This window comes from Streptomyces cyslabdanicus (assembly GCF_052663305.1).
Genome location: NZ_JBQRUW010000011.1, coordinates 21,628 through 40,542, shown reverse-complemented (window position 1 = coordinate 40,542; position 18,915 = coordinate 21,628). Strand labels below are relative to the sequence as shown.

General features: G+C 72.1%; 12 protein-coding genes and 1 rRNA gene. 4 read left to right on the top strand and 9 right to left on the bottom strand.

Annotated elements, in window-relative coordinates; translation table 11 throughout:
- Positions 1-61, bottom strand: a 16S ribosomal RNA gene (locus ACTYVM_RS08435); the annotation flags it as partial.
- A gap of 562 nt (positions 62-623) precedes the next feature.
- On the opposite strand from ACTYVM_RS08435, the gene ACTYVM_RS08430 reads away from it, so the two are divergent.
- Together ACTYVM_RS08430 and ptsP are read left to right on the top strand one after the other, a co-directional pair.
- A complete protein-coding gene (locus tag ACTYVM_RS08430; protein ID WP_445525292.1) occupies positions 624-1,073 on the top strand; it encodes a PTS sugar transporter subunit IIA in 450 nt (149 codons plus the stop codon).
- Positions 1,074-1,164: 91 nt separating this feature from the next.
- Entirely contained in the window at positions 1,165-2,835 is a 1,671-nt protein-coding gene (gene ptsP / locus ACTYVM_RS08425) for a phosphoenolpyruvate--protein phosphotransferase (protein WP_445525291.1), read from the top strand.
- A gap of 70 nt (positions 2,836-2,905) precedes the next feature.
- On the opposite strand, the gene ACTYVM_RS08420 is transcribed toward ptsP, so the two are convergent.
- Positions 2,906-3,814 (bottom strand): DUF8829 domain-containing protein, encoded by a 909-nt coding sequence (locus tag ACTYVM_RS08420; RefSeq protein ID WP_445525290.1) that lies wholly within the window; start codon positions 3,812-3,814, stop codon positions 2,906-2,908.
- 128 nt (positions 3,815-3,942) lie between these two features.
- Positions 3,943-5,919: an acetoacetate--CoA ligase gene (locus tag ACTYVM_RS08415; protein WP_445525289.1), complete on the bottom strand. Its 1,977-nt coding sequence runs from the start codon at positions 5,917-5,919 to the stop codon at positions 3,943-3,945.
- Between the two features lie 214 nt (positions 5,920-6,133).
- On the opposite strand from ACTYVM_RS08415, the gene ACTYVM_RS08410 reads away from it, so the two are divergent.
- The gene (locus ACTYVM_RS08410) at positions 6,134-8,500 is read left to right on the top strand and encodes a glycoside hydrolase family 31 protein (RefSeq protein WP_445525288.1); all 2,367 of its coding nucleotides are present in this window, start codon (positions 6,134-6,136) and stop codon (positions 8,498-8,500) included.
- A 68-nt stretch (positions 8,501-8,568) separates the two neighbouring features.
- Here the strand turns inward: ACTYVM_RS08410 and ACTYVM_RS08405 are convergent, their stop codons facing one another.
- Complete coding sequence (locus ACTYVM_RS08405) at positions 8,569-9,105, bottom strand: NUDIX domain-containing protein (RefSeq protein WP_400031397.1); 537 nt, start codon at positions 9,103-9,105, stop codon at positions 8,569-8,571.
- A 144-nt stretch (positions 9,106-9,249) separates the two neighbouring features.
- Between ACTYVM_RS08405 and glpK the strand changes: the two genes are divergently transcribed.
- On the top strand, positions 9,250-10,779 hold the full coding sequence (glpK, locus tag ACTYVM_RS08400; RefSeq protein ID WP_445525287.1) for a glycerol kinase GlpK: 1,530 nt from the start codon (positions 9,250-9,252) through the stop codon (positions 10,777-10,779).
- A 66-nt stretch (positions 10,780-10,845) separates the two neighbouring features.
- Here glpK and ACTYVM_RS08395 read toward each other — a convergent pair whose 3' ends face one another.
- From ACTYVM_RS08395 to ACTYVM_RS08375, 5 genes are read right to left on the bottom strand one after another with little or no spacing between them, the layout of a single operon-like run.
- Positions 10,846-11,451 carry a GTP-binding protein gene (locus ACTYVM_RS08395; RefSeq protein ID WP_445525286.1) on the bottom strand — a complete coding sequence of 202 codons (606 nt, stop codon included), beginning with the start codon at positions 11,449-11,451 and terminating at the stop codon, positions 10,846-10,848.
- Positions 11,432-15,079 (bottom strand): hydantoinase B/oxoprolinase family protein, encoded by a 3,648-nt coding sequence (locus ACTYVM_RS08390; protein ID WP_445525285.1) that lies wholly within the window; start codon positions 15,077-15,079, stop codon positions 11,432-11,434. The genes ACTYVM_RS08395 and ACTYVM_RS08390 overlap by 20 nt, the downstream gene beginning before the upstream one ends.
- 24 nt (positions 15,080-15,103) lie before the next feature.
- A complete protein-coding gene (locus tag ACTYVM_RS08385) occupies positions 15,104-15,496 on the bottom strand; it encodes a DUF742 domain-containing protein (RefSeq protein WP_445525284.1) in 393 nt (130 codons plus the stop codon).
- 18 nt (positions 15,497-15,514) lie between these two features.
- A complete protein-coding gene (locus ACTYVM_RS08380; RefSeq protein ID WP_400031405.1) occupies positions 15,515-15,958 on the bottom strand; it encodes a roadblock/LC7 domain-containing protein in 444 nt (147 codons plus the stop codon).
- On the bottom strand, positions 15,955-18,801 hold the full coding sequence (locus ACTYVM_RS08375; protein ID WP_445525283.1) for a sensor histidine kinase: 2,847 nt from the start codon (positions 18,799-18,801) through the stop codon (positions 15,955-15,957). Before ACTYVM_RS08375 ends, ACTYVM_RS08380 begins: the two co-directional genes overlap by 4 nt.
- Between the last annotated feature and the right edge of the window lie 114 nt (positions 18,802-18,915).

Here is an 18,915-nt window from a genome sequence, read left to right as displayed (position 1 = left end):
CTTGCATGTGTTAAGCACGCCGCCAGCGTTCGTCCTGAGCCAGGATCAAACTCTCCGTGAATGTTTTCCCGTGATCGGGATGAACACCACGAGAGCGGAACCGGGAGGAGGAATAGTCCTCTCGGTTCACAGCGTCCTCGCTGTGTTTTTCAAAGGAACCTCGTCCCAGCAGATGCTGGAGACGGGGTATCAACTAATCTGGCGTTGATTTTTGGCACGCTGTTGAGTTCTCAAGGAACGGACGCTTCCTTCGTACTCACCCTCTCGGGCTTTCCTCCGGGCGCTTCCCTTCGGTGATCCACACTCTATCAGGCTTTTCCGGTCTCTCTGACCACCATCCTGCGGGCATGCAGAAGATGATCCCGAGATAGGATCTGACAAGTATGGGTGCTGCCCGGGCAAAGACGCCTGGTGACGTCACTCGCCCCGAGCAGGGGTACGACTGTACATGGCACCGCGGAGCGGGTGCAAATCGTTTCGATTGGTGGTCTAGACCACCAACGTGAGCTGTGTAAGCTCTCGCCCGTAACCGGTACGTACCGTGACACAGCCTGCCGCACACTGCGCCGTCTCCGGCCTGGCAGTGACGGCGCACACGAATCTCCACCCCCGGGAGGCTTCCCATGACCACCGTGACGTCACCCGTCGCAGGACGCGCCATCGGACTGGCGGCCGTGCCGGATCCGGTCTTCGCCGGAGCCATGGTCGGTCCCGGAACGGCGCTCGACCCGGTACGTGAGCCCGCCGAGGCCGTGGCCCCCGTGGACGGAGTCATCGTCTCGCTGCACCCGCACGCCTTCGTCGTCGTCGACGAGCACGGGCGCGGGGTGCTCACGCATCTCGGCATCGACACCGTGCAGCTCAACGGCGAGGGCTTCGAGCTGCTGGTGAAGAAGGGCGACACGGTGGTGCGCGGCCAGGCGGTGGTGCGCTGGAACCCCGCGGCCGTCGAAGCCGCCGGCAAGTCCCCCGTGTGCCCGGTCGTGGCCCTGGAGGCCACCGCAGACTGCCTCTCCGAGCTGCGTGACAGCGGAGAGGTGAAGACCGGCGACAGCCTCTTCACCTGGAAGTGACATCCCTGCCCCCCGGGGACGTCCTCCCGAGGGGCGGCGCGCAACAACCACCGCGGCGGTGGGACCCGCCGCACTAACGGAGACGGGTGAGATGGAGACAACCCTGCGAGGCGTCGGCGTGAGCCACGGTGTGGCGATCGGCGAGGTTCGCCACATGGGCACGGCGGTGCTGGAGCCGCCCGCCAAACAGATCCCCGCGGAAGAGGCGGAGCGTGAACAGGGGCGCGCCCGTCAGGCGGTGGAGGCCGTGGCGGCCGATCTGATGGCGCGCGGCAATCTGGCCGGAGGTGAGGCGCAGGCGGTGCTCGAGGCACAGGCCCTGATGGCGCAGGACCCCGAGCTGATCGCGGACGTGGAGCGGCGCATCGCGGTCGGCAGCACGGCCGAGCGCGCGGTGTACGACGCGTTCGCCGCCTACCGGGACCTGCTCGCCGGCGCCGGTGAGTACTTCGCGGGCCGGGTGGCCGACCTGGACGACGTGCGGAACCGTATCGTCGCCCGTCTGCTCGGTGTGCCGATGCCGGGTGTTCCGGACAGCGACGAGCCGTACGTACTCGTCGCCCGTGACCTGGCGCCCGCGGACACGGCTCTGCTGGACCCGGCGCTGGTCCTCGGCTTCGTCACGGAGGAGGGCGGGCCGACGAGTCACAGCGCGATTCTGGCGCGGGCGCTCGGCGTGCCGGCCGTCGTGGCACTGCCCGGCGCCGTCGAGCTGGCCGAGGGCACGGTGATCGCCGTCGACGGCAGCACCGGCGAGATCTTCGTGAACCCCGGTGAGGAGAGGAAGGCGCAGCTGGAGGCCTCGGCCGCCGAGCGCAGGGCCGCGCTGGCCTCGGCGACCGGTCCCGGTGCCACGTCGGACGGCCACAAGGTGCCGCTGCTCGCGAACATCGGCGGTCCTGCGGACGTGCCGGCGGCGCTCGAGGCCGGTGCCGAGGGTGTCGGTCTGTTCCGGACCGAGTTCCTGTTCCTGGACGACAGCAAGAACGCGCCGTCCGAGGAGAAGCAGGTCGCGTCCTACCGGCAGGTGCTGGAGGCCTTCCCCGAGGGCCGGGTCGTGGTGCGGGTGCTGGACGCGGGCGCGGACAAGCCGCTGGACTTCCTGACGCCGGCCGACGAGCCGAACCCGGCTCTCGGTGTGCGGGGGCTGCGGACCCTGCTCGAACACCCCGAGGTACTGCGCACCCAGCTGACGGCGCTCGCCAAGGCCGCCGAGGGCCTGCCGATCTACCTCGAGGTGATGGCCCCGATGGTCGCGGACCGGACGGACGCCAAGGCGTTCGCCGACGCGTGCCGTGACGCGGGGCTGCGGGCGAAGTTCGGTGCCATGGTCGAGATCCCGTCGGCCGCGCTGCGGGCGCGCTCGATCCTTCAGGAGGTCGAGTTCCTGTCGCTGGGGACCAACGACCTCGCGCAGTACACCTTCGCCGCCGACCGGCAGGTGGGCGCGGTGTCGCGCTTGCAGGACCCGTGGCAGCCCGCGCTGCTCGACCTGGTCGCGACCGCCGCCGAGGCGGCGAGGGCCGAGGGCAAGAGCTGCGGGGTCTGCGGTGAGGCCGCGTCCGACCCGCTGCTCGCCTGTGTGCTGACCGGTCTGGGGGTCACCTCCCTCTCCATGGGTGCGGCGTCGCTTCCCTACGTACGCGCGACGCTGGCGAAGTACACGCTGGCGCAGTGCGAGCGTGCGGCGGCGGCGGCGCGTGCCGCGGACAACGCGGACGAGGCGCGCGACGCGGCGCGGGCGGTGCTGTCCGGCGAGTGACCCGGACTCGCCGTCGCCGGCTGGTCTTCGAGGGGCGCTCCACCTGTGTGGTGGGGCGCCCCTCGGGTGTTCAGCAGTGCTGCGCGGCCGGTCCTTCTTCTCCGAGGTCGGGCGGAACTCCGTAGTCGACGCCGGATTCCGGGGAGATCAGGTCGCCGGACTCGATGTCGGTGCAGTAGGCGTCGAAGACCTCGCCGGCGGTGAGGGGTTCGAGGCCGCCGCCGCGCAGGCGCCAGCCGTAGACGCGGTCGGCGGTGCCGCGTGCGGTGGTGCGCATGACGAGTCCGCCGGGTCCGTCGGTGGCGATGCCGAGAGCGAGGACCGTGGTGAACTCCAGGGCTTCGGCCTCGTCGAGCTGTGTGGTCCCGCCGTCCTCCCCGTCCAGGTGGCGGTCGTCGTCGGCGTGCAGGACGGCGACGAGGCTCTCGGGTGTGCCGGTGACACTGCACACCAGGTGCCGGTTGCCGGGCGGGGCCGTGTCGAGGATGCGGACGAGGAGGTCCGCGGCGCGGGCGAAGGCGGCGCGGCCGATGTTCTCGCCGCAGGAGGCGCAGGGGCCGAGTCGGGCCAGCAGGGTGGAGGCGTACTCCCAGGTGGCCTGGCGGACGGCCGTGTCGACGAGGTCGGGGACGAGTTCGGCCAGGGGCCGGCCGTCGTAGGGAAGGCTGGGGCCCGTTCCGGCGAGTTCGGCGGTGAAGCGGGCGCGGCTGGACGGGATGTCGGGGTCGAGGCCCGTCGCCGCGCAGTATTCGGCGTACTCCTCGGGGTCGAAGAGGGCCACCGTGGTGTGGCCGCCCTGAGCGGCCACGAGTCGGAGGAGTTTCTCGACCTGTTGGAGGTAGGTGGTGTGGTCGTCGAAGGTGAAGCTGCGGTAGCGCCGCATGGCGCGGAAGTCCTGTTCGTCGGTGAGCAGGCCGATGGTGCCGGCGATCTCCCGGCGCAGGACGCGCCGCATGGTCAGGTGGTCGGTGTGCGCCATGTTTCCCCCTGTGAGCGCAGTCGATCTGTGCTCACTCACCGTAACCGGGGCCACTGACAACGGGGCCGGGCAGGCGTTCAGGGAGCCCGCGGGTCCCCCACGCCGTGGGTGGTGGGGGACCCGGGCGCTCAGGCGCGCTTGCGGGCCAGTTCCTCGTAGAAGCGCAGCAGGCCGATGTCGTCGACCGAGCCGGGGTTGACCGCCTTGTCCAGCGGCGCGCCCTGGAGGAGGCGTTTGACCGGGACCTCGATGCGCTTGCCGGTGAGCGTGTGCGGGATGCCCGGCACCTCGACGACCTCGTCGGGGACGTGGCGTGGGGAGAGCTGTTCGCGGAGCGTCCGCTTGATGCGGCCGAGCAGCGCGTCGTCGAGGGTGGCTCCGGGGGCCAGGTGCACGAAGAGGGGCATCCAGTAGCCGCCGTCGGGCTGTTCGACGCCGATGACGAGGGATTCCTTGATCTCGGGAAGCCGTTCGACGACTTCGTAGATGTCGGCGGAGCCCATCCGCACGCCCTGGCGGTTGAGGGTGGAGTCGGAGCGGCCGTGGATGATCACCGAGCCGCGGGAGGTGAGCGTGATCCAGTCGCCGTGCCGCCACACGCCGGGGTACATGGCGAAGTAGCTGTCGTGGTAGCGGCTGCCGTCGGGGTCGTTCCAGAAGCGGATCGGCATGGACGGCATGGGGTTGGTGACCACGAGTTCGCCGACCTCGTCGACCAGCGGTGTGCCGTGCGGGTCCCAGGACTGGAGGTCGGTGCCCAGGCACGGGGCCTGGAGCTCGCCGATGTGGACCGGGAGGGTCGGTACGGCTCCGGCGAAGCAGGAGCACACGTCGGTGCCGCCGCTGACGGAGGCGATCCACAGGTCCGCCCCGCTCTCGGCGAACTCGTCGTGCAGCCAGCGGAATCCGTCGGGTGGCAGCGGTGATCCGGTCGTCGCGACGCAGCGCACCGTCGAGAGGTCGAAGGCGCGCGCGGGGTGCACTCCCGCCTTGCGGCAGGCCATGACATAGGCGGCGGAGGTGCCGAACAGGGTGGCTCCGGTGCGTTCGGCGATACGCCACTGGGCGCCGGTGTCGGGGTACCCGGGGCTGCCGTCGTACAGGACGATCGTCGTGCCGGTCAGGAGTCCGGAGACGAGGAAGTTCCACATCATCCAGCCGGTCGACGTGTACCAGAAGAAGCGGTCCTCGGGACCGAGGTCGCAGTGCAGGCCGAGCTGCTTGAGATGCTCGACGAGGATGCCGCCCTGGGACTGCACGATCGCCTTGGGCAGGCCGGTGGTGCCCGAGGAGTACAGCACCCACAGGGGGTGGTCGAAGGGCACCGGTTCGAAGACGGGGTCGACGTCGGCGGACGTCAGGTCGGACCACTCCAGGGCGCCCTCGGGGGCTTCGGTGCCGAGGAGCGGGATGTGAACGACCGCGCGCAGGGTGGGCAGTTCGCGGCGCAGTTCGGCGACGGCGTCGCGGCGGTCGTGCTCCTTGCCGCCGTAGCGGTAGCCGTCGACGGTGAACAGGACGACCGGTTCCACCTGCTGGAAGCGGTCGAGGACGCTGCGGGCGCCGAAGTCGGGGGCGCAGGACGTCCAGACGGCGCCGACCGCGGCCGTGGCGAGGAGGGCGACGACCGCCTGGGGGATGTTGGGCAGATAGCCGCTGACCCTGTCCCCCGGGCGTACGCCGCGGGCGCGCAGCTCGGCGGCCAGGGAGCCCACCTGGCGCCGCAGCTCGGACCAGGTCACCGGGCGCGGTTCGTGGGTCTCGTCGACGTGGAGGAGGGCGGGTTCGTCCGCGCGCGTGGCGGCCGCGCGCAGGGCGTGTTCGGCGTAGTTGAGGGTGGCGCCTGGGAACCACTCGGCGCCGGGCATCGTCCGGTCGCCGAGGACGCGCGCGTAAGGGCTGGTGAACCGCACGTCGAACCACTGCGTCACGGCTTTCCAGAAGGTCTCCAGCTCCTCCACGGACCAGCGGTGCAGGGCCGGGTAACCGCCCAGGGCCGGAGCGCCGTGGTGCTCGGCCGCCCAGGCCTGGAACTCCGTGATCTGCGCCTCGGCGATCCGCTGCGGATCGGGCTGCCAGAGCGGCTGGGGCTTCGCGGTCGACATGGGGCGGCTCCCGGACTGTGCGCGTCGTGTGCGTCGGTCCGCGCACGTGCTGGGGTGTGCGCGTGACGCGGCTGACACGGACGATGCCATGTGATCGACTTCTGCACCAGGGTGCACCGCACATAGTCCGCATCGTGAAGATGTGGTCGCGGCATGGATGAACGGCAGTTGAACGCGACACGCGCTCACCGCCGGCGATGGCAGGGTGAGCAGCATGGACGGTCGTGACCTGGTGCGTTCGGTGAAGGCGGTCGGCTCGGCGGGGGTGGCCCAGGGGCTGCGCACCGTGCGGGCCGCGTGGCGCCGGCGGCTTGCGGACGCCGGCGGCCTGCCGTCGCGCGGGGCCGAACGCGCGCGGGTGCCCGGTGCGGTGCTGGACGTGGAGCCCGGGCCCGGGGGCGGGGTCGTCCGCTTCGCCCGCTCGGAGCTCCGTATCGCCGTGGCCGGGAACGGGGCGGTCTTCTGGGGCTGGGACGGCGCCGGGCCCGAGCCGTCGTACGCGCTCGCCGGCCGGTGCCCGGAGCCGGACCCGCGCGCGGTGCTGGAGCCGGACAAGGACGGTGGCTGGCGGGTCGTGGCCGAGCGGGTCACCGTCGGCATCTCGCGGCACGGCGCGATCGAGGTCCGTACGCCCGGGGGCGTGCCGTTGCGCCGTGATCTGCCGCCCCGGTGGTGGGAGCCGGTCGGCGGGGGGCCCGCACGGTGGTCGCAGCGGTCGGAGGTGGCGGCCGACGCGCGGTTCTTCGGTCTCGGCGGCCGAGCGGGTGGTCCCCGGCTGCGCGAGGGCACCTATCGCCTGTGGAACACCGATCCCGGCCGTGCGTTCGGTCCCGGTGACGATCCGCTCTACGTCACCATGCCGGTCCAGTGGGTCGTGGCCGACGCGGGCACGCACCTGGTCTTCCACGACAACTCCTGGGACGGCACGGTCGCGCTGCGGGAGGGTGCGGAGGGCGCCGGCTCGGGCCACGACCGGGCCGGGGCGAGCGAGCTACGGATGGAGGGCGGTCCGCTGCGCTGCTGGGTGATCGTCGGCACGCCCGCGCGCGTGGCGCACGTCTGGTCCCTGCTCACCGGGCCGGCCGCGCTGCCGCCCGCGTGGGCCCTGGGGCATCATCACGCGCGGTGGGGCTTCGGCAGTGAACAGGAAGTGCGGCGGATCGTCGCGGGCTACCACGAACACGGGCTGCCCCTGGACGCCGTGCACCTGGACATCGACCACTACGACGCGCACCAGGTGTTCACCGTCGACGAGGACCGCTTCCCCAAACTTCCGGTGCTGGCACAGGAGCTGCGGCGGGACGGGATCCGGCTGGTGTCCATCGTCGACCCGGCGGTGAAGGCCGCGCCGGGCAACGCCGTGTACGACGGCGGAACGGCCGAGGACGCCTTCGTGCGGGACGCCTCGAAGCGGGTGGTGCGGGGCGTCGTCTGGCCCGGTGAGGCGGTTTTCCCGGACTTCACGCACGCGCGCGTGCGGCAGTGGTGGGGCGGCCTGTACCGGGAGCGGCTCGCTCAGGGGTTCGCCGGTTTCTGGCACGACATGAACGAGCCGACCTCCTTCGCCGCGTTCGGTGAGACGACCCTGCCCCGGTCGGCCCGGCATGCCCTGGAGGGCCGGGGCGGCGACCATCGCCAGGCGCACAACGTGTACGCCCTGTGCATGGCCGAGGCGGCGTACGAAGGGCTGCGCGATCTGCTGCCCGAGGAGCGGCCGTTCCTCTTCTCGCGCTCGGGGTGGGCCGGGATGCAGCGCTACGGCGGCACCTGGTCGGGGGATGTGGCCACCGGGTGGCCGGGGCTGCGGGCGTCGCTGTCGCTGGTTCTGGGACTGGGTCTGTGCGGAGTGCCGTACTCCGGGCCGGACGTGGGCGGGTTCGACGGCAGTCCCTCGCCTGAGCTGTATCTGCGCTGGTTCCAACTGGGTTCCTGCCTGCCGCTGTTCCGCACGCACGCGAGCCTGCGGGCGGGGCGCAGGGAGCCGTGGGAGTTCGGACCGGAGGTCCTGGAGCACGCGCGCGTGGCGCTCGCCGAGCGCCGGCGTCTGCTGCCGTACTTCGTGACGCTCGCGCATCTGGCGCGGCGCACCGGGGCGCCCTATGTGCGGCCGCTGTGGTGGAGCGCGCCGGAGGACCGGGCTCTGCGGGACTGCGAGGACGCCTTCCTGCTCGGCGACGGCCTTCTGGTGGCGCCCGTGCTCGACCCCGGTACGGACCGGCGGGCGGTGCGGCTGCCGCGGGGCCGCTGGTACGACACAGCGACGGGACAGGCGTACGAGGGGCCGGGGCAGGTGCTGGTCGACGCGCCGCTCGCGCGGGTCCCGGTGCTCGCGCGCGCGGGCGCCGTGATCCCCGTGCGGGGTGAGGGCGGCGGCCTGGAGCTGGAGGTGTGGGCGCCCGCCCGGGGGCGTACCGGGGGCGGGCTGGTGGTGCCGGACGCGGGCGACGGCTGGGCCGAGCCGGAGATCGAGCGCTACGCGACCCGTTGGCAGGATGGGGAGGTCGTCGTCGAGCGCGAGCGGGAGGGCAGTGCCGGCGAGCCGCCCCACCCGGTGCGCGTACGGGGGCTCCGCACGTCCTGAGTCCGGGACGTCCTGAGTCCGGGCGGGCACCTGGTTCGGGCACACCCGTTTCCAGGCGTGCGGCCGTTTCAGAGGTAGCGGCCGTCGAACCAGGCCCGGACGGCTCGCGTGTGCAGCGGGAAGGCCAGCTCGGCGGGCCCGCGCAGCAGGTGGCGGCCCGCCGTCTCGTCGGTGACGGTGAACTGCGGCAGGCCCTCGACGGGGCGCCGAGGAAGCAGTCCGAAGAGCAGCAGGTGCCCGTCGGGGGAGCTCATCGCGTCGGCCAGGCGCACCTCGCGCGCGGCCGCCTCGATCCCGGTCTCCTCCCGGAGCTCGCGTACGACCGCGTGGCGCCAGTCCTCGCGGTCGTCGATGTAGCCGCCCGGCAGGGCCGTGCCCCCGCGCGCGGGCGCGATGGTGCGGGTGATGACGACCAGGGCGGTGCCCCGGGTGTCGTACACGGGCTGCAGTGCCACCGCGACCGGCAACGGGTTGCGGTAGGCCACGGTGCCGCAGGCCGGGCAGGTGCGGGGCCAGCCGCTGACGCGCTCGCCGTAGGGCGCTCCGCAGCTCGAACAGTGGGAGTGCGGTGCGGAGTTGACGACCGGTTGCGAGGCTTCGGGCACGCGCGGACTGTATCCGATCAGTGGGCGGACGTCTTCCGTCGGGCGGGCTGTTTCCATCAACGTAGGACAAACTGGTACGAGTGAGGGCTCAGGGGATGGATCACCCCGGCCCTCGGCCGCTTCTCCACCTCCCAAGGGACAGCCATGACGGACAACGCCGAGAGGTTCGTGGCCGCCATCGACCAGGGCACCACCTCGAGCCGCTGCATCGTCTTCGACCACCGTGGCGCCGTCGTCGCCGTCGACCAGCGCGAGCACCGCCAGATCTTCCCCAAGCCGGGCTGGGTGGAGCACGACGCCACCGAGATCTGGTCCAAGGTGCAGGCGGTGGTCGCGGGTGCGGTCGCCAAGGCGGGGCTGCGGGCCGACCAGCTCGCCGCGCTCGGCATCACCAACCAGCGCGAGACGACCGTCCTGTGGGACCGGGCCACCGGCAAGCCGGTGCACAACGCGATCGTCTGGCAGGACACACGGACCGCGGGGCTGTGCGACGACCTGGGCGGCTCCGCAGGACAGGATCGTTTCCGCGAGCAGACGGGCCTGCCGCTCGCCAGCTACTTCTCCGGCCCCAAGGCCGCCTGGCTGCTGGACAACGTGCCCGGCCTGCGCGAGCGCGCGGAGCGCGGTGAGATCGCCTTCGGCACGATCGACACCTGGCTGATCTGGAACCTCACCGGTGGCGTCGACGGCGGCCGGCACGTCACCGACGTCACCAACGCCGGCCGCACCATGCTGATGAACCTCAAGACCCTCCAGTGGGACCCGTCGATCCTGTCCGCGATAAACGTCCCCGAGGCGGTGCTGCCCGAGATCAGATCCTCCTCCGAGGTGTACGGGACCGCCGTCGGCCAGCTCGCCGGGGTGCCCGTGGCATCCGCCCTCGGCGACCAGCAGGCGGCCGTGTTCGGGCAGGCCTGCTATGACGTGGGCGACGCCAAGAACACGTACGGCACCGGCAGCTTCCTGCTGCTGAACACGGGCAACCGGCCCGTGCCGTCCACGAGCGGCCTGCTCACCACCATGGGCTACAAGATCGGCGAGGAGGCCCCGGTGTACTGCCTGGAGGGCGCCATCGCCGTCACGGGCGCGCTGGTGCAGTGGTTCCGCGACCAGCTCGGCATCATCCGCACCGCGGACGAGATCGAGCCGCTGGCGGCGAGCGTGGAGAACAACGGCGGCGCGTACATCGTGCCCGCCTTCTCCGGCCTGTTCGCGCCCTACTGGCGCTCCGACGCGCGCGGGGTAATCACCGGCCTGACCCGCTACGTCACCAAGGCGCACCTCGCGCGGGCGGTGCTGGAGGCGACCAGTTGGCAGACGCGCGAGGTCGTGGACGCCATGTACCAGGACTCCGGGGTCCGGCTGACGTCCCTGAAGGTCGACGGCGGCATGACGAAGAACAACCTGCTCATGCAGCACCAGGCGGACGTGCTCGACGTGCCGGTGATCCGGCCCAGGATCTCCGAGACCACCTGCCTGGGTGCCGCGTACGCGGCCGGGCTGGCCACGGGCGTGTGGAACGACCTCGACGAACTCAGGTCGCACTGGCAGAAGGACGCCGAGTGGACTCCGTCCATGGACGCCTCGGTCCGTGACCGCGAGTACCGCAACTGGCGCAAGGCCGTGGAGAGGAGCTTCGGCTGGCTGGAGGACGGCGAGGGCTACGGGGGCTAGCAGTGCCAAGGGCCGCGTACACGGTCCGTGTCCCGGCCGGCCGGGGCACGGATCGTGTACGCGGCGTCAGATGGCGGCGGCCCGGCGGCGGTCCGCGGCGTGGGCCATCGCGTGCTGGACGACCGCGATGAGGACCTCCTTCACCGACTCGCGTTCGCGGGCGTCGCACAGCAGCAGCGGGACGTCGTCGTCGAGGTCCAGGGCCTGCCGGACGGTGTCCGCGGGATGGCGGGCGGCGCCCTCGAAGCAGTTGACGGCGACGAGGAAGGGGATGGAGCGCCGCTCGAAGTAGTCCACGGCGGCGAAGCAGTCCTCGAGGCGGCGGGTGTCGGCCAGCACGACCGCGCCGAGCGCGCCCTCGGACAGCTCGTCCCACATGAACCAGAACCGCTCCTGCCCGGGCGTCCCGAAGAGGTACAGCACCAGGTCCTCGCGCAGCGTGATGCGGCCGAAGTCCATGGCCACCGTGGTGGTGTGCTTGCCCGCCACGCCGCTGACGTCGTCGACCGGCCGCCCGGCCTCGGTCAGCGGTTCCTCGGTGCGCAGCGGCCTGATCTCGCTGACCGCGCCGACGAGGGTCGTCTTGCCCACGCCGAAGCCGCCGGCTACCAGGATCTTGAGCGTGACGGGCTCGACCGGGGGCTTGCCGCGCTCAGAACGGCCGAAGATCATCGCTCTCTTCTCCTGCTCGGTGTGGGTCTGGCGACGGCGGGCCGTACCCTCCGCCGCCGGGGGTCTCGACGACGAGCACGTCACCGGCGGCGACGTCCGTGACGTCGGCTCCGCCGAGTTCGGCGACCGTGCCGTCCGCGCGTTCCACCCGGTTGGCGCCGAGGGCACCGGGCTCGCCGCCCGCCATGCCGTAGGGCCGCACCCTGCGGTGCTGGCAGAGCGTGGAGACGGTCATGGGCTCCAGGAAGCGGATGCGGCGCACCGCGCCGTCCCCGCCCCGCCACTGGCCGGCGCCGCCGCTGCCGCGCCGGACCGCGAACTCCTCCAGCCGTACGGGCAGCCGCCATTCGAGGACTTCGGGGTCGGTGAGCCGGGAGTTGGTCATGTGCGTCTGGACGACGCCGGCGCCGGGGAAGCCGTCGCCCGCGCCCGAGCCGGAGGCCACGGTCTCGTAGTACTGGTGGTGCTCGTTGCCGAAGGTGATGTTGTTCATCGTGCCGGAGCCCTCCGCCTGGACGCCGAGCGCCGCGTAGAGGGCGCCGGTGATCGCCTGGGAGGTCTCGACGTTGCCCGCGACGACGGCGGCCGGGTGCTGCGGGGAGAGCATGGAGCCGGGCGGCACGATGATCTCCAGGGGGCGCAGACAGCCGTCGTTGAGCGGGATGTCGTCGGCGACCAGCGTGCGGAAGACGTACAGGACGGCCGCGTTGACCACGGAGAAGGGGGCGTTGAAGTTGGTGGTGAGCTGGGCGGAGGTACCGGTGAAGTCGATCGTCGCCGACCGCTGCTCGCGGTCCACGCGCACCTGGACCCGGATGTCCGCGCCCGAGTCGGTCTCGTAGGCGTACTCCCCGTCGTCCAGGGCTCCGACGACCCGGCGGACGGCCTCCTCCGCGTTGTCCTGGACGTGCCGCATGTAGGCCTGGACGACATCGAGGCCGAAGTCCTCGATCATGCGGGCGACCTCGTCGACGCCCTTCTGGTTGGCGGCGATCTGGGCGCGCAGGTCGGCGAGGTTGGTCTCCGGGTTGCGGGAGGGGTACCGCGCGCCGGTCAGCAGGCGGCGGGTCTCCTCCTCGCGCAGGCGGCCGTCCTCGGCGAGCAGCCAGTTGTCGAAGAGGACGCCCTCCTCCTCGATGGTGCAGCTGTCGGCCGGCATGGAGCCCGGCGCGATCCCGCCGATCTCGGCGTGGTGGCCGCGCGAGGCGACGTAGAAGAGGATGCGGTCACCCTGTGTGCCGGCGGTGTCGAACACCGGGGTGATGACGGTGACGTCCGGCAGGTGCGTGCCGCCGTGGTACGGGTCGTTGACCGCGTAGGTGTCGCCCGGCCTCATCCGGGGGCCGCGGCGCCGGATGACCTCCTTGACGCTGGTGCCCATAGAGCCCAGGTGCACGGGGATGTGCGGGGCGTTGGCCACCAGGTTTCCGTCCGGGTCGAACAGGGCGCAGGAGAAGTCGAGGCGTTCCTTGATGTTGACCGACTGGGCCGTGGACTCCAGCCGGGCGCCCATCTGCTCGGCGATGGACATGAAGAGGTTGTTGAACACCTCCAGCAGCACCGGGTCGGCTTCCGTACCGAGATCGGAACTCTGCGTGACCGCCACGCGTTCCAGGAGCAGATGCCCGTCGTCGTTCGCCGCGGCCCGCCAGCCGTCGTCGACGACGGTGGTCGCACTGGCCTCCGTGACGATCGCGGGGCCGGTGACGGGATCGCCGGGGACCAGGTCCTCACGGCGGTGGAGGGGTACGTCGCGCCAGGCGCCGCCGGTGTGGAGGCGGACGGTCTCCGGGTCGCCGCGGCGGCCCGCGCGGGCGTGCGCGTTCGGGGCGAGGGCGGACAGGTCGGGGGGTTCGGTGACGCCGGTGGCTTCCACGGAGAGGGATTCGACGACGATCGGACGGTCGAGGGTGAAGGAGTACGTGGCGCGATGACGTTCTTCGAAGGCGCGCCGCATGGTGGCGGGTTCGGTCAGCTCGACGGTGAGGGTGGTGTCGGTGCCGTCGTAGCGGAGCTGGGCGCGGCGGGTGACACGTACGCGTTCCTCGGGGACGTCCTCGGCGCGCAGTTCCGTGCGGGCCGCGCTCTCCAGATCGTCGGCGGTCTTGCGCACACCCGGCATGGCGGCGGGGTCCAGGGGCACCTCGACGGACTGCTCGCGCATAGCCGTGGTGTCGGCGAGGCCGATGCCGAGCGCGGACAGGACGCCCGCCATCGGCGGGACGAGCACGGTGCGGATACCGAGCGAGTCGGCGACCATGCAGGCGTGCTGTCCGCCCGCGCCGCCGAAGGTGGTGAGGGCGTAGCGGGTGACGTCGTGGCCCTTCTGCACGGAGATCCGCTTGACGGCGTTGGCGATATTGGCGACGGCGATGCGGAGGTAGCCCTCGGCGACCTGCTCGGGGGTGCGGTCGTCGCCCGTCCGCTCGCGGATCTCACGGGCGAGGGCGGTGAAGCGTTCGCGGACGAGTGCCTCGTCGAGGGGCTGGTCGCCGTCGGGGCCGAACACCTCGGGGAAGTGGGCGGGCTGGATGCGGCCGAGCATGACGTTGGCGTCGGTGACGGCGAGCGGGCCGCCGCCCCGGTAGCAGGCGGGTCCCGGGTCGGCGCCCGCCGAGTCGGGGCCGACCCGGTAGCGGGAGCCGTCGAAGTGCAGGACCGAGCCGCCGCCGGCGGCCACGGTGTGGATGTCGAGCATGGGGGCACGCAGCCGGACGCCGGCGATCTGCGTGGTGAGGACGCGTTCGTACGCGCCCGCGTAGTGGGAGACGTCGGTGGAGGTGCCACCCATGTCGAAGCCGATGACGCGGTCGAAGCCGGCGAGCCGGGACATGCGGGCCATGCCGACGATGCCGCCGGCGGGCCCGGACAGGACGGCGTCCTTGCCGCGGAACTGTCCGGCCTCGGCGAGTCCGCCGTTGGACTGCATGAACATCAGCCGTACGCCGTCCAGTTCGTCGGAGACGTGCTGGACGTAGCGGCGCAGTCCGGGCGACAGGTAGGCGTCGACGACGGCGGTGTCGCCGCGGGGGACGATTTTCATCAGCGGGCTGACCTCGCTGGACAGCGAGATCTGCGGGAAGCCGACGCGGGCGGCCAGCTCGCCGACGGCCCGCTCGTGCGCGGGGTGCAGATGGCTGTGCAGGCAGAGCACGGCGACGGCACGGATCCCGTCCTCGTAGGCCTGCCGGAGGGGGCCCGCCAGCGCGTCCAGGTCGGGGGCGCGCAGCACGGTGCCGTCGACCGCGACGCGCTCGTCGACCTCGATGACGCGCTCGTACAGCAGCTCGGGCAGCTCGATGCGGCGGGCGAAGATGTGCGGGCGGTTCTGGTAGGCGATGCGCAGGGCGTCCCGGAAGCCGCGGGTGACGACGAGGACGGTCCGCTCACCCGTGCGCTCCAGCAGGGCGTTGGTGGCCACGGTGGTGCCCATGCGGACCGCCTCGATGGTTTGGGCGGAGCCGTCGAGGAGTTCGCGGATGCCCGCGACGGCCGCGTCGGCGTACCGCGCGGGGTTGTCGGACAGCAGCTTGTGCGTGACCAGACGCCCGTCCGGGCGCCTGGCGACGATGTCGGTGAACGTGCCGCCCCGGTCGACCCAGAACTGCCAGCCCGTCGTGCCCGTCATGTCAGTACCCCGCTTCCCGACCGCTCACAGTGCCCGCAGGCCGTTGATCACGTCCCGCAGGACGCTCTCGTCCGGCAGTTCCGCGGGCGGCACCGGACGCGTCACATGGACGTACTCCTCGACCACGAGGTCACCGACGAGCACGCGCACCACGCCGACGGGCAGATCCAGCTCGGCGGCGAGTTCGGCGACCGACTGCGGGGAGCGGCACAGCTCGACGATGCCGACGTGTTCCGGGGACAGCGTGACGTCCGCCTCCGGATCGTCCACGTGGGCCTCCGTGACGACCATCGCGATCAGGTCGAGACGGTGCTGGACCGCATGACTGGTGCGGCCCCGCGTCATGGCGTACGGGCGGACCACCGGTCCGGCGTCGTCGTCGAACCAGTGGCTTCGTGCCTGACCGTCTCCGCTCATGTCATCCCACTACCCGCCTCAGGGCACATCGGTGCGCGGGGCGGTACCCAGATGCGCGCCGACCCGCTTGACCAGCAGGGTCATCTCGTAGGCCACCTGGCCGACGTCGGAGTCGGCGTCCGCCAGGACGGCGAGGCAGCTGCCGTCGCCGGCCGCGGTCACGAACAGGAAGGCGTCGTCGAGTTCGACGACCGTCTGCCGGACGCCGCCCGCGTCGAAGTGCCGGCCCACGCCCTTGGCGAGGCTGTGGAAGCCTGAGGCGACGGCGGCCAGGTGCTCGCTGTCCTCCCGGGTCAGGTCCTTGGACACGCCGGTGGCCAGTCCGTCCCCGGACAGGATGATGGCCTTGCGGATGCCGGCGATCCGGTCCACGAGTTCGTCGAGGAGCCAGTTCAGCTCCGCCTTGTCGGTCGTTGCGCGCTTGTCGGTCGTTGTGCGGCCGGTCGCCTTCGGTGCGGTCATCGACCGTCCCCCTTTGTCGTTCCTTGTGCTGTGCTGTGTGCGGTGCCGCCGTCCGCGGCCTGGTCGTCCGCGGCGTTCTCCTCGCGGCCGCGCTGCCAGCCGCGCTGGAGCGAGGCCATACGGCTGCGTACCTCGTCGGCGTCCCGTTCGACGGGGTCGGGGCGGTCCCCGGCGGGCCGGCCGGGTCTCTGCTTGAGCTGCGGGGCGAGGCTGGCCTGCCGTACGCGCCGGGGCAGCGGCCCCGCGTCGGTTCCCGGACCGCCGGGTGCCTCATCCGGTTCGCGCCCTCCGCCGGCGGGGCCGGGCCGGCCGGCGCGCCGCGGCGGGGCCGCAGCCGGCCGCGACCCGCTGCCGCTCGCCGGGGACTCGTCGGTTCCGCCGCGTTGCCCGCTGCTGTCGGCCTCGGGCGGTCCGAGCGGCGACTCGCCGCGACGCCGGGTCGGCAGCGGGGCCGCCTGGTGGCGCTCCGAGTCGCCGGGGCCCGTCGGGTCCGCCGGGTCCTCCGCGTGGTCCGCCTCGGGCCGGGACCTGTGCTCGGTGACCGGGCGTCCGTGGGAGCTGACCAGCTTGGGTGTCCGGCGCCGGGGCAGCGGGACCGCGCGCCCCGTCTCCTCCTCGCCGGTCTCCTGCGCCGCGCCGCGCCGGCCCGTGCTCTGCCGGTGCTCTGCGAGGCTGCGGGGCAACGCGTCGAGTGCCGTCTGCCGTGCCGGGGAGGGGAGGGGGCCGAACAGCCGGCCGTGTTCGCCCGACTCCTCGTCGAGGACGTCCGGGAAGTCCTCGACGGCGTCCAGGTCGACGGGTGCCTCCAGCTCCACCGGCCCGTCCAGGACCGAGGCGGGCAGTCCGGGCAGCCGCACGGGTGCCTGGGCGAGAGCGGCCCCGCGGCCCCCCTCGCGGTCGGCCTTCCCGGTGGGCCGGTCGAGGCGGAAGCCGAGGCCGTTGGTGTCCGGGACGTCGTCCGTCAGCAGCGTGTCGGGGATGAGGACGACCGCGGTGGTGCCGCCGTACGGGGACGGCTGCAGCGAGACCCGGACGTTCTGCCGGCGAGCGAGCCGGCTGACCACGAACAGTCCGAGCCGGTCGGTGTCGGAGAGTTCGAACTCCGGTGTCTCGGCGAGCCGGAGGTTGGCGTCGAGCAGCGCCTCGGCGGCCATGCCGAGGCCCCGGTCGTGGATCTCCAGGGTGAAGCCGTTGACGACGCGTTCGCCGACGACCTGGACCGCGGTGTGCGGCGGCGAGAACACCGTGGCGTTCTCCAGGAGTTCCGCCACGAGATGGGTGAGGTCGGCGACGGCGGGGCCGATGACCGCGGTGCGCGGCAGCCGCCGCACCTCGATGCGTTCGTAGTCCTCGACCTCGGCGACGGCGGCGCGCACGATGTCCATCAGCTGGACGGGTTTGCGCCACTGCCGGGACGGGGCGGCGCCGGAGAGGATCACCAGGCCTTCGGCGTGCCGGCGCATCCGGGTGGTCAGGTGGTCCAGCCGGAACAGGTCGGCGAGTTCGTCGGTGTCCTCGGTGCGTCGTTCCATCGTGTCGAGGAGGGTGAGCTGCTTGTGCAGCAGGACCTGGCTGCGACGGGCGAGGTTGACGAAGACCTCGGAGACGCCGGCGCGGAGTTCGGCCTGTTTGACGGCGGCCTCGACGGCGGCCCGCTGCAAGGTGTTGAGGGCCTGGCCGACCTCGCCGATCTCGTTCCTGTCGTACTCGAGGCGCGGGACCTCGGTCTCGACGTCGACCTGTTCACCGGCGGACAGGCGGCGCATCACACTGGGCAGCCGGACACCGGAGGCCTCGTGGGCCTCCAGGCGCAGTTGTCTGAGATCGCGGATGAGGCCGCGGCCGATGCGCACGGACAGCACGAGCGAGACCAGTACGGCGATCAGGCCGAGGACACCCGCGACGGCGGCCTCCAGGATGACGTCCATCGCGACCGGGCGGACACGGTCCTGGAAGCGGTCGTTCGCCTCGTCGTTGAGGGTGCCCAGCTCGTCGAGGACGTCTCCGGCCACGGTGTCCCAGCTCTGCGCGCTCACTTTCCGCGGCATGCCGGACGTGCCGGAGACGGCGGCCTGTTCGGCCGTCCGCAGTGGTGCGGAGGAGGCGTTCTGCCAGAAGCGGTCGTAGCGGCCGCGTTCGGAGGAGGGCAGCAGGGGCAGGTCCACGTCGTACAGCAGGGAGCGCTGGGCGACGAGGTCGGAGACGGCGCGGGTCTCGTCGCGGGTGAGACGGCCGACCATCAGCGAGGAGCCGAGCAACGCGTCCTCGCGGGCGAGGAGTTCGCGGGCCTGGGCGAGACCGACCAGGGCGCGGTACTGCTTGGCCAGGTCGACGTCGTCGACGACGTGGAGGTTGGTGAGCAGGGCGTAGCAGGGGTCGATGAGCCGGCTGTAGAGGTCGAGTGCCTCGGCGCGTCCGACGGTGCGGTCCTCGACGCTCCGGCGCAGCGAGCCGATGCCGTCGAAGGTGTCCAGGGCGACGCTCAGGCGTCCCGCGTCGTCCGGGCCGAGCGCTTCACGGACGTCGGGGTTCTTCGCGGCCCTGCGGATCCTGGCGATGGCCTCGTCCGTGGCGCTCCTGCTGCGCCGCAGTGCGGCGAGGCCGTCGGAAGCGCGGGGGTCGGCGAGGTGGACGAGGGTCTGGCGGCGTTCCTGCTGGAGGACCCGGACCGTGTCCTCGGCGGGGTAGGCGACCTCCTCCACCACGGAGGACGCGTTGAACAGCTGGGCCACCTGCCGCCCGGTGATCAGCGTGGCGAAGGCCCAGATCACCGTGAGCGAGAGCAGCGGCACGAGAAGCAGCGCCACGATCTTCCGGCGGATGGACTTCCCGCGAAAGCGCATGGCCTCCCCCAGCTCGTCCCCCAAGGGCCCCGGGGGTACACATGTGCGTCAACAAACGGCGCGAGCCTACTACCGACACGCAGTCAACTCGAAGAGTCTTCCGGAGCCCGTACT